Source organism: Novosphingobium sp. (assembly GCF_965229225.1).
In the GTDB taxonomy this organism is placed as follows: Bacteria; Pseudomonadota; Alphaproteobacteria; order Sphingomonadales; family Sphingomonadaceae; genus Novosphingobium.
Genome location: NZ_OZ245867.1, coordinates 956081 through 970678 on the forward strand (window position 1 = coordinate 956081; position 14598 = coordinate 970678).

At 61.7% G+C, this 14598-nt stretch carries 11 protein-coding genes and 1 pseudogene; 6 read left to right on the forward strand and 6 right to left on the reverse strand.

Annotated elements, in window-relative coordinates; all coding sequences use genetic code 11:
* Positions 1-181: 181 nt before the first annotated feature.
* From ACO06X_RS04095 to ACO06X_RS04105, 3 genes are read right to left on the reverse strand one after another with little or no spacing between them, the layout of a single operon-like run.
* On the reverse strand, positions 182-1573 hold the full coding sequence (locus ACO06X_RS04095) for an FAD-binding oxidoreductase (protein ID WP_421838715.1): 1392 nt from the start codon (positions 1571-1573) through the stop codon (positions 182-184).
* On the reverse strand, positions 1570-1926 hold the full coding sequence (locus ACO06X_RS04100; RefSeq protein ID WP_226019396.1) for a c-type cytochrome: 357 nt from the start codon (positions 1924-1926) through the stop codon (positions 1570-1572). The genes ACO06X_RS04095 and ACO06X_RS04100 overlap by 4 nt, the downstream gene beginning before the upstream one ends.
* Positions 1926-3584: an FAD-binding oxidoreductase gene (locus tag ACO06X_RS04105; RefSeq protein WP_421838716.1), complete on the reverse strand. Its 1659-nt coding sequence runs from the start codon at positions 3582-3584 to the stop codon at positions 1926-1928. Before ACO06X_RS04105 ends, ACO06X_RS04100 begins: the two co-directional genes overlap by 1 nt.
* A gap of 225 nt (positions 3585-3809) precedes the next feature.
* On the opposite strand from ACO06X_RS04105, the gene ACO06X_RS04110 reads away from it, so the two are divergent.
* On the forward strand, positions 3810-4799 hold the full coding sequence (locus ACO06X_RS04110; protein WP_226019394.1) for a helix-turn-helix domain-containing protein: 990 nt from the start codon (positions 3810-3812) through the stop codon (positions 4797-4799).
* 337 nt (positions 4800-5136) lie between these two features.
* Positions 5137-6153: an IS110 family transposase gene (locus tag ACO06X_RS04115; RefSeq protein WP_421838717.1), complete on the forward strand. Its 1017-nt coding sequence runs from the start codon at positions 5137-5139 to the stop codon at positions 6151-6153.
* A gap of 327 nt (positions 6154-6480) precedes the next feature.
* Here the strand turns inward: ACO06X_RS04115 and ACO06X_RS04120 are convergent.
* From ACO06X_RS04120 to ACO06X_RS04130, 3 genes and pseudogenes are all read right to left on the reverse strand, one after another.
* Positions 6481-6675 (reverse strand): annotated as a pseudogene (locus ACO06X_RS04120) (IS5/IS1182 family transposase); the annotation flags it as partial.
* Between the two features lie 229 nt (positions 6676-6904).
* Positions 6905-7930, reverse strand: a complete 1026-nt coding sequence (locus tag ACO06X_RS04125; protein ID WP_421838718.1) for a Rieske 2Fe-2S domain-containing protein — start codon at positions 7928-7930, stop codon at positions 6905-6907.
* A gap of 124 nt (positions 7931-8054) precedes the next feature.
* On the reverse strand, positions 8055-10616 hold the full coding sequence (locus ACO06X_RS04130; protein ID WP_421838719.1) for a TonB-dependent receptor: 2562 nt from the start codon (positions 10614-10616) through the stop codon (positions 8055-8057).
* A 189-nt stretch (positions 10617-10805) separates the two neighbouring features.
* On the opposite strand from ACO06X_RS04130, the gene ACO06X_RS04135 reads away from it, so the two are divergent.
* The 4 genes from ACO06X_RS04135 (at position 10806) to ACO06X_RS04150 (ending at position 14597) form a co-directional block, all read left to right on the forward strand.
* Complete coding sequence (locus ACO06X_RS04135; RefSeq protein WP_421838720.1) at positions 10806-11741, forward strand: AraC family transcriptional regulator; 936 nt, start codon at positions 10806-10808, stop codon at positions 11739-11741.
* 131 nt (positions 11742-11872) lie between these two features.
* A complete protein-coding gene (locus ACO06X_RS04140) occupies positions 11873-12538 on the forward strand; it encodes a TetR/AcrR family transcriptional regulator (protein WP_226018727.1) in 666 nt (221 codons plus the stop codon).
* A gap of 197 nt (positions 12539-12735) precedes the next feature.
* Positions 12736-12981: a c-type cytochrome gene (locus ACO06X_RS04145; RefSeq protein ID WP_226018726.1), complete on the forward strand. Its 246-nt coding sequence runs from the start codon at positions 12736-12738 to the stop codon at positions 12979-12981.
* On the forward strand, positions 12978-14597 hold the full coding sequence (locus ACO06X_RS04150) for an FAD-binding oxidoreductase (protein WP_226018725.1): 1620 nt from the start codon (positions 12978-12980) through the stop codon (positions 14595-14597). The genes ACO06X_RS04145 and ACO06X_RS04150 overlap by 4 nt, the downstream gene beginning before the upstream one ends.
* Position 14598 lies beyond the last annotated feature (1 nt).

The following is a 14598-nucleotide window of genomic DNA, read 5'->3' on the forward strand; positions in this document are numbered from 1 at the left end:
GATGCTTGATCTCGTCTTGAGCGACGACCCATGGACTTTCGAACAGGAGCGACGACAAGGTGAACTACTCGGGTAAGCCGATTGGATGAACGATTATTGGTTGGAGCAGATTTACCGGCGCTGAGCGGCCGCGCCACCAATCACGGTCATTCGCTTATGAGTTCACGGCCTAATTTTGTTTTTATTTGATGGCTGCATGCACCCGCGCCTGAAGTTGCCCAAGCGGACTGCTTCCGAGCGTCGAAGCCGCGAGCCAGCTCAATTCGAGACTTTCGGAGACAAGGCCAAACCCTGCTTTGCCCATGTCCGTAATGAGCTGCGATGCGCAGGCGGCCACCGTCGAGATGCCCGCTACGGGGCCGGGCTCGTAAGGCAGATATAACGCCTGAAAGAGCGAGCGACCACATAGCGACAATTCGACAAGCAGCGGCAGCTTGTGAACATCGAGCGCGGCACTGGCCGTCTTCATCATGGAGATGGCCGCTTCACCCTCAATAGGCGCGACGAAGGTCATCCGTGCCGCAGCACTGCCGTTACGCGATCCGAAGTGGGGAGCGCCGGGACCAGGTGCGCCGCTCATCAGGGCAATCTGCTCGCGCCAGACGGGATCATTGCCCAGCGCTGCGGGATCCAGCTTGCGGCAGCCCGCAATCTGGCCCAGGCCGCCATCGACCATCGACGCGATCAGCGCGACCGTGGCAGGGAGGCCATAATGAGCGCCGAACAGCCGCCACTCGCCACGATCCGCCGCGATGGACCCGCGCGCTGCGTCGAACGGGTTGTGCGTGATCGCGATCGTGCCCGCCAGCGTGTTGGAGAGCTTGAGCGGGCGTAGAAACTCGATCGCAGCCGCCAGCGCATCATCATCCTTCAGGTCGAAGGCAAAGGGCTGGATCGCCGGCGGCTTTCCCATCAGCCAGATGCCGATCTGCGTGGGGATCATGCCGCCCGACTGAATCGCCAGCCCGTCCGAAAACGGTCCGAGCGCGAACTTGTAGACGTTCCAGGTCCGGCTTTCCGGCATCGCGCCCATGCCCGTGCGCACCAGCGCGCCATCGGGCAGGACGAACTCGCCGCCACACTGAACCAGAGCGTGATCGGCATAAGGCGTGAAGCCCATGCCCTTCGAGAAGACGCTGCCCGCGATGGAGGCGTTCGGGTCGCGCTCGGCATCGACCATCAGCGGCAGGTCATGCTTGGCAAGATGACTCGCGAGATCCGCGAAGCTCGCACCGGCCTCGACGCGCGCGAAGGCATAGTCGAGATTAACCTCCAATATGCGGTTCATGCGCGAGAGATCGAGCACCAGACAGTCACCGTCACCGCCGAGCGAGGCCCCCACACTTGAAGCATTATAGAGGGTCATGAGGGCGAGCCCGTCCTGCCGCGCCTGTTTTACGAGGGCGGCAAGCTCATCGCCATTGCCCGGGCGCGCGAGCGCCACGATGTTAGCGCGTGCACCCGCGATGTTGCCATGGCGCGTCACGATCTGCCGCAGCGCATCCGATCCGGGCGCATCGACGTTCGCATCGCCGACGATCCGGCCAATGGCGTCGATCGAGAAATTGCTCATGGCTTGCCTCCCGCGACATGCGCCGCCAGCAGTTCGAGTTCTTCATCGGAAATCTCGGTGGGTCGAAACGGCGGCATCATGTTGAAGCCGTTGCGAACGGCATGTTTGACAAGATCCTTGTCGACGCCTTCCAGCCCGATCAGCACGGATCGATTGTCCCCGAAATCGCCCGCCATGCGCAGCGTTCCGGGGTGGCCTGGCCCGGCATCATGGCAGGCCGCGCACCAGTGCTCGTAAAGCTCCTTGCCAGTTTTCGGCCGGGTATCGGCAATCACGACTTTTTCGTCCTTGCCAGCCTTGCAGCCGGCGAGGCTGAGCAGGATCAGCGCTGCACAGGGGATGAAACCGCGCATCACTTGCCTGCCTCCCGATAGCGTTCGGGCCAGATGCCGCTCTTGCCGGGAGCGAGAATGCCCGCCGGATCAAGCCCTGCCTTGAGCCTGGCGTTGAGGCGGCCCAGCGCATGGTCATTCCATGAGAAGGTGGAGGCGACCTTGTCCATGAGATCGAGATGCGTCCGGTAGACGCCGAAATGGTCGGCGGCGGCATCGTCGATCAGTGCCTCCAACAGGTCGAGCATGCGCTCTTTCTCTGCCTCATCGTCGCGCCGAAAGGCCGGCATGAAGATATGATGCATGTCGCGCCAGCCGACGACGAACTCGCCGAAATAATCGAAACCCGCGCGGGTCGAGAGTTCGCGCACGCGATTATATTGCCGCAGCGCGAGCCTGCCATCGACAGGAACGACCGGGCCGAAGCCAACATGAGCGGCATTAGGTATCCAGGCGACCGTGCCGAACTCGGTCATGTTCGGAATGCCGCGCATCAACTTGGCACGGTAGGCAAAGGCAGCGCTGCCCTTCTTGTCGTCAGCCGAATAAAAACGCGCGCCTTTGATCGAACCGAGCGCATCCTGAATGACCGGCCATGTCGCGTCCATGACCGCCTCAGGGCCGTAAAGCGCCCCGTAGAAGTTCCAGGCACCAATGCCGAGATCGGCCATGAGCTTCTTGCGGGCGCTGTCCGGCAGGGGGCCGGCGCCGTCATGATACTGGTCCTTGCGGACCTCGACTGCGGCTTCCCAGATCAACTCGGTGCTGGTTGCCGCGTTGGGAATGATCTGCGCGAGCTTGAGCGGGCGGATCGCCTCGGTGAGCGGCTCGATGGCCGCCTCGTCCGGGAAGGTGACCATGTAGGGGCGATAGCCGGGCGGCTCGGGCATGAGCTGGACGCCCAGCCTTGTAACCACGCCGAAGTTCGACTGGGTGAAGAGGCCGTCCAACCAGGGGCCGTGCCCATAGCGATAGGTATGTTCGGCGCTCCGCCCGGGCTGGCCACCCATGCCGGTATCGACGACCGTCCCATCCGACAACACCAGTTGCATGCCGCATTGCTGTTGCAGGAAATGCTCGCCCATGGGCGTGTACCCGACGCCGCGATCGAGCAGATTGCCCACGACGCCACCCCAGCCCGGCGCCGCGCAGTCGATCCACAGCTTCGAGTCCGTCATCTGGAGATGGCGATAAAGATCCCTGTAGGAGACGCCCGGCTCCACCACGGCATAGGCATGGCGCTCATTGACCTCGATGATGCGGTTCATCCGCTTGAGGTCCAGCACCAGAGTGCCGGGCATCCGGGGCGCGGGTCCGCCATATCCGAAATTCCGGCCGGTAGAGATCGTCCAGACCGGGACGCTATGGTCCCGCGCGATCTTGAGAAGCGCCTGTATTTCTTCCACCGTACGCGGCGCCACCGCGGCCGAGGGCATGTGCGCCTCGATCGGCTTCATGGCGAAATGATCGTGATAGCCCAGGAGGCCTGTCTCGTCGGCAAAGACATAGCGGGTGCCGACAACGGAGCGCATGGCGCGCAGCGCCTCCTGGAAGGCCGTCCCTGTAAGACCCGGCGGCATGGTTGCCATATCCGTCGCAGCCCAAAGGGCATTCTGACCGACAAGGCCGAGCCCTGCCGCGAAAGCCGACCCTTGCACGAACCGGCGTCTGGTCAACATGTCTTGGTCTCTCCCCTAGCGACGGTCTTGAGCGTGACTGCTTGGTGCCAGCGGTCTATCTGGTCCTCATGGCGTTCCGCCGCGCGGCTGCCAGTGCATGGAATTCGTTCCGAGAGTGCAGGGCTCCGGAGCAAATGGCGGCCGCTGTTGCGATATCGGGCCGCAGCATCTAATTTCGGTTGGAAGTCAGGGCTTGAGTGTCCGCAAGAGAGAGGAGCCGGACAAATGGGCAATGTCAGGGAAACTGCGCCTGACCGCTGCTGGACGACGGAAGCGTTCGAGGCGCAATCAAGGATGTCGGGCTGGACGGACATTGTCTCCCGGCACATGACCGAGATGGATGTCGGCAGCGAACAACCGGAATCCTATTGCGCTTCGTGGCGGCAATTCGGCCTCGGCGCGCTCGAACTCAACTTCATCACCGCAACGCCTCAGCATATCCGGCGCACGCCAGCCATGGTGTCGCGCGGCGGTAGCGCGAGCTACGAACTGGTCTTCATGAAGCAGGGCACCATGCATGTGCGCTACAGGACCGGCGAAGAATTCATTGCAGAGAGTGATTTCGCCCTGCTGCGCAATGCCGAACCCTATGAATTCATCTGTCCGGAAAAGAGCGTTGCCCTGACTGCGCATGTGAGCGCCGACTGGGTCGGCCGGTGGTTGCCGAGCCTTGAGAGCTTTTCCGGCCTGTCGTCGGCAGTCCGGCAGGCTTGGGGTCGCCCGCTGGCCGCTATGTTTTCCACGATCGACGAGGCTGGGCTGGATGACATCGCGCTGCCGCGAGAGGTACTTGCAGACCAGATCGGCGCGCTGCTCGGGCTGATGACGGCAACGCAGGGCGATGCGCTGAAATCACAGCATCACGCGATGCTGCGGCGTATCCGGGCGCTCCTCCATGAGCGCAGCCATGAGCCTGATCTCGATCCTGGTAAACTTGCCCGGGACATTGGCATCTCGAAACGTCACCTGCACGGGTTGTTCGCCGCCGCTGGCTCAACCTTCGGCCGGGAACTGATCGAATTTCGGCTGATGTACGCGGCGCGCTATCTGCGGGACGCCCGGTATCGCGCCTTGTCGATCACCGAAATCGCCTATCAGACCGGCTTTAACGACACGAGCCATTTCGCTCGCCGCTTCAGGGGACGGTTCGGCTGCAATCCCCGCTTATTTCGTGCCGAGGCGTTCCAAGACCCATTAATTATGGCCAAAAAATAAGGGTAGCAACGAGAGCGATGGCGGAGAAGAGGCGGTGGGGCATCCCTCGATTTTTCCCCTGTGGTTTATCAAGGCGCAGTAGAATGCCCAAATAATCAACCGTCAGTTGCTACCAACCCTCTTTACCAGTTCCGAGAAGCATCAATCAGGTCCACACAATCTCATTGGGCAGTTGGCATTTGTGATGGTACGAACAATGTTAAAAAAGAAAATACTACGATAATAAAAATACCTTGCCGCAATAATTCGGTGGTGACGTGATGTCGTGGACGACCTCCGCACCAGCGTAGCTGTGCGATGATGTGGTCGTTGTAGGTCCACGTCTAGGAGTCGTTCCATGGAGCAGGAGGTTGTCACCGTCGGATTGGATCTGGCGAAGAATGTGTTTCAGGTTCACGCCATCGCTGCCGATGGCGCAGTGCTGATCCGGCGTAAGCTGCGCAGGACCGAGGTTAGTCGGTTCTTCGCGGAATTGTCGCCTTGCCTGGTCGGCATGGAAGCCTGCGCGTCGGCGCATCACTGGGCACGCGAGTTGATGGCGATTGGCCATGAGGTGCGCCTCATGCCGCCAGCCTATGTTAAGCCGTATGTGAAGCGCGGGAAGACCGATGCAGCAGATGCCGAAGCGATCTGCGAAGCGGTAACCCGGCCGACGATGCGTTTTGTCGCAGTGAAGTCGGTCGAGCAGCAAGCGGTCCTCATGCTTCACAAAAGTCGCGACCTGATGGTTCGGCAGCGCACCATGCTGATCAACGCGCTCCGCGGCCACCTAGCTGAGTACGGCATCGTGACGGGTCTCGGCGCCGGCGGCGTAGTGGCTTCCCTGAAGGCGCTGCACGAGGAGCAGGGCAGGCTTCCCGCTTACGCGCGTTCGGCCCTTCATGGCATTGCCGCTCAGCTGAGGGCCCTCGCGAGCGAGATCGATCGGCTTGAGGCGCAAATCCTTGATTGGCACCGTAACGACGAGACAAGCCGCAGGCTGGCCACGATCCCGGGGATCGGCCCGATCACAGCTTCGGCTATAGCGGCTGCGGTGCCCGACGCATCTCTGTTCCGATCAGGTCGTCAGTTCGCCGCCTGGCTTGGGCTCACACCTCGTGCGAACAGCTCGGGCGGCAAGGAGCGGCTCGGCGGAATAACCAAACAGGGTGATGGCTATCTTCGCCGGCTTCTGGTCGTCGGTTCGACTGCTGTTATGCGAATGACGCGCAAGAATCCGGCTCGCCAACCCTGGATGGCGGGCCTGCTCGAGCGCAAGCCCACGAAGATCGCAACAGTGGCGCTGGCCAACAAAACGGCACGGATTGCCTGGGCTGTGATGACGCGGAAGGAGGTCTACGCCGCCACCGCATAAGGAGATCTCCGTCACTCGATAATCGCGTGATGGGATGCGTTGGAGCAGCTTAGTAGTGATGACGAACCGGTCAGACCGGGGGTTGGTGAAACCCAGGGGGTCACAGCGCTTCGAGCGCGATGACGTGATTAGGGAGCCAGCCTGCGGACTTCATCAGGGCCAGCAGCCATGCGGTGCTGCGCGAACAGGCCGAACACATGGATGCACCCGACCGAAGTCATCAATGCCGAAAAGCTCTTGCGCCGCGGAGGTCGTCCACACATGGACCTACAACGACCACATCATCGCACAGCTACGCTGGTGCGGAGGTCGTCCACGACATCACGTCATCGTTGCTGGATGATAGGCGGGACGACCCGTCTCAGCCGGCGTTATTCCAGCGAACTCCAGCGCCTTCAAATCGAGCGCATCAATGAAGGCCTCGATTGCCCGAACCGGGTTGTCTTCCGACACGTAATCATCGAGCGAAGCTGGCAGCAAATAGTCCTGCCGACGGTCTTCCCCTTGGACGAAACGAGCCATTCCAAAGCCTCCCGAAACGCGAGAGAACCATAGCATATTCGGGCGTTTTTACACAGCCTCGGGACATTCCTGCCGTTCCGTTGCCATACGTGCAACGACAAGATCTTCACCAAAACCTGACACCCAGATTTTGTCCTAGGTCCTTGCAGAGCAGCTGCAACTGAACCAATTCAGGTCGCACATCTTAGAGTTGGGTCGAGGTCAATGAAGCAATCGCCCCGGCACCGGCTCAAGCATCCTGGCTCTGCATCAGCCGAGTGAAGATCGTGATGGCCTTGTCCGCCGTTGTGGGCATGGGCCGCGTGGCCGGATTCCTGTTGATGATCTTCTGCTGCGCTTCGATCATCACTTTGTCCTCGTGGAACGCCATGCCGGCAACGTCAATCATGGCCTGCGCCATCGCCTCATCACCGTGCTCGGATGCCGGTCCCCACGAATAGTAGTAGCTCGTCGTTGTCTCGGAGGTCGGAGTCACAGCTTGACTGGTGAAGTTGGCAAACAAGGTGGGCAGATCGGCCGGCGGTGGGCCATTGCCGTATGCGTCTGCGGTGCCGGGCGGGAACATCGCAGTATAGAGCAGGAATACCCCGGGCAGAACGAAATCGTAGCTTGTCCAGATATCGACGCGATCATGCTCAGCCGCCTTGCTGAGCGGAGGCACAGGCGGCGTATTGCTGATCCAGCGCGAAGAACGCACGCCTTCGGGAATCACCTCAACCTTGGGCCGGCTTTGCGCCCAGGCAGGTCCCGCCCCAAAGCTGTTGGCGTGGACATAGGCAAGGTGCGTCAAGTCAAGCAGGTTGTCGTTGATCAGTTCGTAGTGCGCTTCGTAGTGTAGTTCGCCGGTCTTGAGCACCCAAGCGGGATCGTCGAGCGCTTTTGACTTGGCAATTCGCGAGGGATCCGCCTTGGCCGGATCACCCATCCACACCCAGATCCAGTTGTTGCGTTCGACTACTGGATAGGTACGCACGCAGGCGTTGGACGGGATCATGTCCTGGCCCGGAATCTCCTTGCAGCGACCCGCGCTGTCGAACAGGAGACCATGGTACATGCAGCGCAGATGATCGCCCTCGATGCGGCCGAGTGACAGGGGTGCCAACCGGTGAACACAGCGGTCCTCCATCGCGACCATGGTGCCGTCAGACTTGCGCCAAAGCACGACCGGATCGCCCAGCAACTGCCGCTGCACCGGCGCATCGGCCGCAAAGTCATGGCTCCAGCCAGCAACGTACCAGCAGTTCCGGATCAGCATACTCCATCATCCTTGCACTTGCCTTGCTGCAAACTAGTGCCCGGGTGCCCAAGGGAGGCGGGCACCCGGGCGAGGCAATGGCAGATCGCTTTCCTGCCACCACCCCTCTTCTGATCTGGCCAGATCAGAACTTGACGCCGACCTTGGCGTACCACTCGGCCGGGCGGCTCCACGTGCCATAGATCTGACCACCGGCGATCTGTGCCTGGCCGGTCACGATGTAGCGCGTGTTGGTAATGTTGGTGGCGCCGGCGGTCAGATCCCAGTTCCCCGAAGGAGACTCGTAGGTGACGCTGGCATTCAGAATGTCTAGGCCCGGGCGACGGATGAGATAGGTGCGCTCGGTATCGTTCCACAACGAGGACGTGCGGGTGTAGTCAGCCAGCAGAATGATTGAACCCTTGCCGCCGAGATCGAGCTTGTAGCGCGGCGTCAGGTTGAACTTCCATTTCGGCGTTTTGGGCAGATAGCCGCCAACCACGGTACCGGCCTGGAACGGATTGGCTGCAACGACCGCTTGCGGCAGCAGGCTGGTGTAGTGCGCATCGGTATAGCCCACCGACGCATTGATCGTCAGACCCCGCATCGGCGCGATCACGGCCTCGGCTTCGAAGCCCTTGATCCGCGCATCGCCGGCGTTCTGCACAGTCGGGCTGACGCCCTGCTGGAAGTTCAGCTGGATACCGTCGTACTTCGTGGTGAAGGCAGCAAGATTAAGCTGCAGGCGGCGGTCAAGCAGCGTCGACTTGACGCCCACTTCGAAGCTCTCGGCCTTTTCCTCGTCGAAGTCCGGCGCAAAAGGCAGCGGGTTGGACAGGCGGGTCGTCCACCCTCCGGTCTTGTAACCGCGCGACCAGGAACCGTAGACCATCACGTCGTTGGTGGGATGGAGCTGGATGCCCACCTTGGGCGCGAAGTTGTTGAACTTCTTCTTTTGCGTTCCGCCGACATAGTAGCGCAGCGGTTCGCCCGGGACCGGGAACCCGAGAATGGATTGGCAGGGATCGCCATAGACGGGGCAGTTGAACAGCTTGTAGTTGAAGCCGTTGGCATCGGTCTGACGGCCGATGAAATCCTTGTCCTCGTGGGTATAGCGGCCACCGACGGTAATGCCGATCAGGTCATTGATCCGCCAGTCGACCTGGCCGAACGCGGCGTAGTTCTTTGTCTTGAGGTCGTTCGGACCGATGATCTGCAGCAGGCCTTCGGAGAAGGTCACGAAGTCGCGCATCTTGCCTTCTTCGTGGAAGAAATAGCCGCCGAGGACGAAGTTGAGCTTCTTGTCGAGCGCACTGCCAATGATCTGGATTTCCTGGCTGAACTGGTTCTGCGTCAGCGAGAACGACGGCTCGAGGATCGCCAGCGGCGAGTTGTCGAGGTCAAGGCCCGACGCCCAGGTGATGTTGCGGTAGCCGGTGATCGACTTGATCGCGACCGTGTCGGTCAGGTCGTAATCGATCACGCCGTTGAAGCCATAGACCTTCATGTTGGAGAAGCTGTTGCCCGTGGCGTAGCTTGTGTCCTTTTCGGCCGAGATCCAGCGGTTGTCGTAAGGCAGGCGGTTGTTGTTCGGATCACCGTCCACGTTCACGCTCGCAAGCGGCGGGAGGTTGGCTGCCGCGTTCAGCGGCGTTCCGCGAACACCGCAAAGAGCGCCGGCGTTGCGCGCGGCAATCTGGTCGGGCGTGGCCCTGATGCAGAAATTGTAGAGGCCCGCGAACAGGAAGCCGGACGAACCCGTCACAACGTCAAGCGCGGTGCCGGGAATGTTGTTCGCCGCAAGACCGGCGAACGGACCGGGTACGCCTGAGGTAACCGCGAGAACGGAGTTGGCCATCGAAGACTGGTCGATCTTCATGTAGTCGCCGCCGAGCGTGACCTTGAGCCGGTCGCTCGCTTCCCACAGCAGCTTGCCGCGGATGGTCCACTCGTGCTGGCCGCCTTCACGATCGGAGGTCTTGTAGCCGCTCGCCGGAAGCGAACCGAACCGATCGGTCACGTAAGGCGTGGCCGATGGATAGGGAATGCGCTTCTGGTAGCCGTCGCGGTTCTTGAACGAGAAGGTCACCGAGCTCTTGAGCGTGTCCGAGATGGGCAGGTCCATGTAGCCCTTGGCGTCGAAGCGATTGTAGCGCCCCGCGGTGATGTTGCCTTCGAACGCGGGCTTGTCGCCAGGCTTGCGGGTCACAACGCTGATCGCGCCGCCGATCGTGTTGCGCCCGAAAAGGGTGCCTTGCGGCCCCTTGAGGACTTCGATGCGCTCGACATCGGGCAGGTCGAGGTTCGCGCCCACTGTGCGGGCAAGATAGACGCCGTCCAGATAGATGCCGACACCCGGATCGATGTTCATCGCAAAATCGTTGGCACCGATGCCGCGAATGAAGGCCGAGAGCACTGAAGTGGAGCCGGAAAATGGCGTACCGGCATCGAGCGTGACGTTTGGTGCCGCGTTGGACAGCTGCGCAACATCGCCGACTGCGCGCTCCTTCAGCGTGTTGGCGCTGAAGGCCGAAATAGCGATCGGCACGTTCTGCACGTTCTCCGCGCGCTTCTGTGCCGTGACCACGATTTCCTGGATGGCACCGTTATCGGCGCTCGCCTCTGCCACCTGAGCCCCGGCTGCTTGAGCCTGCGCCATTGCCGGAACCGCAAGCGCAATGATACTGACCGCTGTCGCGAGACGCATGAACCTTCTCCCTCACCGCATCCTTGATGGATGTCAGCCTTGCAATAATGCTAAGGCAGGCTCAGGCATGCTCGACACGTGCCGGAGTGCACAAACACCATGGTGAAACGTGCACAAAGGCGTTCTTCACACTTGTTGCGATCGTGCTAGGCATTGTGAAAGAGAAGCATCTCTGAGGGGGGATCACTCATGCAGGAACTGCTGCGGATCACCACAACGGACGCACCGATCGGCCAGCGTCACCGCTACTGGACAAGCCAGGTCGTAGCGCACCTTTCCACCATGGAAATCGACGTCAAACGCAAGATCGACTTCAGCGCCAGCATCGCGATCCGCTCGCTTGGCCCGGCACGCATCGCTCTCGTGGACGCCGAATACCAATCGGTCCACCACCGCGCGGACGGTCACGATGACCGTCTGCAACTCAGCCTTGTCACCCATGGCAGCATAGAAGTTCGCCGTTTCGGCCAGATGGTCACGCTCGGCGAAGGAGACTGGTGCCTGCTCGATGAGCGGGAGAACTATTCATTCGAAACGTCCGCGCGCTGCTCGTGCATTGTCCTCCAGATGCCCGGCCAATGGGCGCGGCGGCTCATTCCGGATCCGGGCGGCCCGCTGATCGCCAGCAAGGACTGCGATCCCCAGTGGCAGGGAGCGCTGGCCATGGGTCTCAGAGCCGTCGGCGGACAGACCATGCGCCAGATGCCCGCAGACGACACGTTCGTTGCCGAGCAACTCGGCAATCTCATGGCACTTGCGATCGGCTCGCAAACCTTCACCATGGAAGGGCGGCACCGCGGTGCGCTGATGCGTTCGATCCGGCAGTCCTTCCTCCAGCGGCACAGCGAAAGCGGACTTTCGGCGCACGACATCGCGGCGCAGAACCGCATTTCATTGCGTTATCTGCACAAGCTTTTTGCCGAGAATGACACGACGTTCAGTCATGAATTGTCCGGCGTTCGCCTCGCGAGCGCCAAGCGCATGCTGGGGGACCCCCGCTATGCCCGTGTCCAACTGGCTGAAATCGCGGCGATGACGGGATTTGCGACGCCAGAAGTGTTTACGCGGCACTTCAAGTCCCGGGAAGGCGTCACGCCAAGAACCTACCGGGCTATGCGCAACTGAACATTGGGTGAAACTGGCCATTTTTGCAGACGAAAGCCGCCGTCGGACGCTTCCCCGTTTTTGCGTAATGTTCAAATTGCCAACGTGTAAGATTGATGTGTAACGGTGCGCCTGCGTAAGGAGTACCGCATTTGGTTGACTTGAGGTCCGACAAGGCACACCGGCTCGAACAGGGCCGTCAGCGGAGAGCGAAGACACGCGCCAAGGTAATCGCGGCGGCATTCGAACTGTTCGGCGAGGAAGACGGGCTCTACACGCGCATCGAGGATGTTGCGGCGCGTGCCGGGATCACCCGGGCCACGTTCTACGACCACTTCTCCGGCATGGCGGAATTGCGCGAGGCCGTGACCTACGAAGTGACGCATGACTTCCTGACGGCGGTGACCCGGACCGTTTCGCAGCTGAACGATCCGCGCGAACGCGCCTCGGCCGCGATCCGCTTCTATCTGCACCGGGTGCGCGATGTGCCAGGCTGGGGGCGTTCGATGCTCAGTCTCAGCGCTGATGGGATCATCTTCGGTGCGGAGACCTTCCGGCAAGCTGAAGTGACGGTGCAGGAAGCCATGGCGGCCGGACAACTTGCCATTACCGAGAGCACACTTGGACGCGATGCCATTCTGGGAACAACCATAGCGGCAGTTTCGACCATGCTGCGCGAGCGTAAGAGCGCGGACTACCCGGAGGAAATCGTCGCCATGATCCTGCGCGGGCTTGGGGTCAGCCCTGCAGACGCTGCTGAGATTGCGCGCCGCCCGCTTCCCTCGCTCCTTCTGGCGGAACCACCAAATCAAACTTGACGTTTCGCAAGATTGAATTTAGCCCTCACTCAATCAGACGCTATGTCCGATTCAATCGACATGGTTGCCCCGGTCACAGAAACCGGAGGATAGGGAGAGGCTGGATGAGATCCACGAAGTCGTTGCGGCAACTCTGCCGTGTTGCGCCCGTCATGCTGGGGCTTTGTGTGATACCTGCAGGAGGGGCCTTCGCTGGTGTGGCCAGCCCGCCCCGCCCGCCCGAGGCGATCTACGCCAAGACCTGCGGCTATTGCCACGGCGCGCGCGTCGGCCCGATCATTCGCGGCCGCAAGCTTCCGGTGGAGGTGATCACCACCTACGTCCGCAGCGGCCCGCGCGCGATGCCGGCGTTCCGCCCCACCGAAATCAGCAATGCCGAACTCGCCGCGCTGGCGAAGTGGATCAATGCCACGAAGGCGGACCCGAAGGAGATCGGCGAATGACCGGTATCAGCCGCCGCGATCTGATCCGCACCGGCGCGGTGGGCGCCGCGCTCGCCGGTGCCCGCGCCTTCGCCTCGCCGCTCGACGGCCCGCGCCAGCTGCCCGCTCACCTCGATGCCGGGGCCTTTGCCGCCGCGGTCAAGGAACTGCGCGCGGTGGTGGGCGATGACTGGGTCTTTGCCGACCCCGAGAGCACCCTGCCCTATGCCAAGAGCTTCACCCCCGATCCGCGCCACGAACACATGCCCTCGGGCGCGGTAGCCCCGGCCTCGGTGGAGGAAGTGCAGGCCATCCTGAAGATCGCCAACCGCTACAAGCTGCCGCTGTGGACCGTCTCCACCGGCAAGAACATGGGTTATGGCTGCGCCACGCCGGCGAGCAGCGGGCAGATGATCCTCGACATGAAGCGGATGAACCGCATCATCGCGATCGACCCCGAGCTTGGCACCGCGCTGGTCGAGCCCGGCGTGACCTATCAGGACCTCCACGACTACCTGACGACAAACAACTTGCCCTACTGGATCGACGTGCCGACCGTGGGCCCGATCGTCTCGCCGCTGGGCAACACGCTGGAGCGCGGGGTCGGCTATACCCCCTATGGCGACCACTTCTTCATGCAATGCGGCATGGAAGTGGTGCTGGCGGATGGCACTCTGGTGCGCACCGGCATGGGCAGTGTGAAGAACTCCACGACCTGGCAGGCGTTCAAGTGGGGTTACGGGCCCTATCTCGACGGCATCTTCACGCAGTCCAACTTCGGCGTCGTGACCAAGCTCGGCTTCTGGCTGATGCCGAAACCGCCTGCGTTCAAGCCGTTCATGGTGCGCCACAATGAAATGTCGGACGTCGCCAAGATCGTCGACGCGATGCGGCCCTTCCGCATGAATAACCTCATCCCCAATGTCGTGCTGATGATGGGCGCGGCCTACCAGATCGCGATGTTCCACCGCCGCGAGGAGCTGTGGGACAAGCCCGAGAGCATTCCGGAGGAAGTCGTCCGCGACTTTGCGAAGCAGCACGGCCTCGGCATGTGGAACACCTACTTCGCGCTCTACGGCACGGACGAGATCATTGCCGCGATCGAGCCGATCATACGCCGCGCGTTCGAGGCTTCGGGCGGCGAAGTGCTGACCGAGGCCGAGATGGGCGGCAACAAGTGGTTCCATCATCACAAGAACCTGATGAGCGGGCAGCTCACGCTCGAGGAAAAGGGCATCATGCGCTGGCGGGGCGGCGGCATGGTGTGCTTCGCCCCGGTGGCGCCGGCCAAGGGCGTGGAGACCCAGCAGCAGACCGAACTCGCGAAGGAAATCCTCGGGCGTTACGGGTTCGACTACTCCGTCGCCTACGCCATCGGCGGGCGCGAGCTGCACCACCTGATCTTCATCCAGTACGACAAGGACAATCCGGTCGAGGAGAAGAAGGCCGACGACTGCATCCGCGAGATGATCACCCGCTTCGGCGCGCGCGGCTGGGCGAGCTACCGCACCGGCGTCAACACGATGGACCTCGTCGCGCAGCAATATGGCGAGGCGAACCGCGCGCTCAATGCGCGGATCAAGCAGGCGCTCGATCCCAACCACATCCTCTCGCCCGGCAAGCAGGGCATCGCCTGAA

Bases quoted from the DNA above. Each gene is read 5' to 3' on its own strand.
- ACO06X_RS04095 (WP_421838715.1), bottom strand. From the start codon at position 1,573: ATGAGCAATTTCTCGATCGACGCCATTGGCCGGATCGTCGGCGATGCG.
- ACO06X_RS04100 (WP_226019396.1), bottom strand. From the start codon at position 1,926: ATGCGCGGTTTCATCCCCTGTGCAGCGCTGATCCTGCTCAGCCTCGCC.
- ACO06X_RS04105 (WP_421838716.1), bottom strand. From the start codon at position 3,584: ATGTTGACCAGACGCCGGTTCGTGCAAGGGTCGGCTTTCGCGGCAGGG.
- ACO06X_RS04110 (WP_226019394.1), top strand. From the start codon at position 3,810: ATGGGCAATGTCAGGGAAACTGCGCCTGACCGCTGCTGGACGACGGAA.
- ACO06X_RS04115 (WP_421838717.1), top strand. From the start codon at position 5,137: ATGGAGCAGGAGGTTGTCACCGTCGGATTGGATCTGGCGAAGAATGTG.
- ACO06X_RS04125 (WP_421838718.1), bottom strand. From the start codon at position 7,930: ATGCTGATCCGGAACTGCTGGTACGTTGCTGGCTGGAGCCATGACTTT.
- ACO06X_RS04130 (WP_421838719.1), bottom strand. From the start codon at position 10,616: ATGCGTCTCGCGACAGCGGTCAGTATCATTGCGCTTGCGGTTCCGGCA.
- ACO06X_RS04135 (WP_421838720.1), top strand. From the start codon at position 10,806: ATGCAGGAACTGCTGCGGATCACCACAACGGACGCACCGATCGGCCAG.
- ACO06X_RS04150 (WP_226018725.1), top strand. From the start codon at position 12,978: ATGACCGGTATCAGCCGCCGCGATCTGATCCGCACCGGCGCGGTGGGC.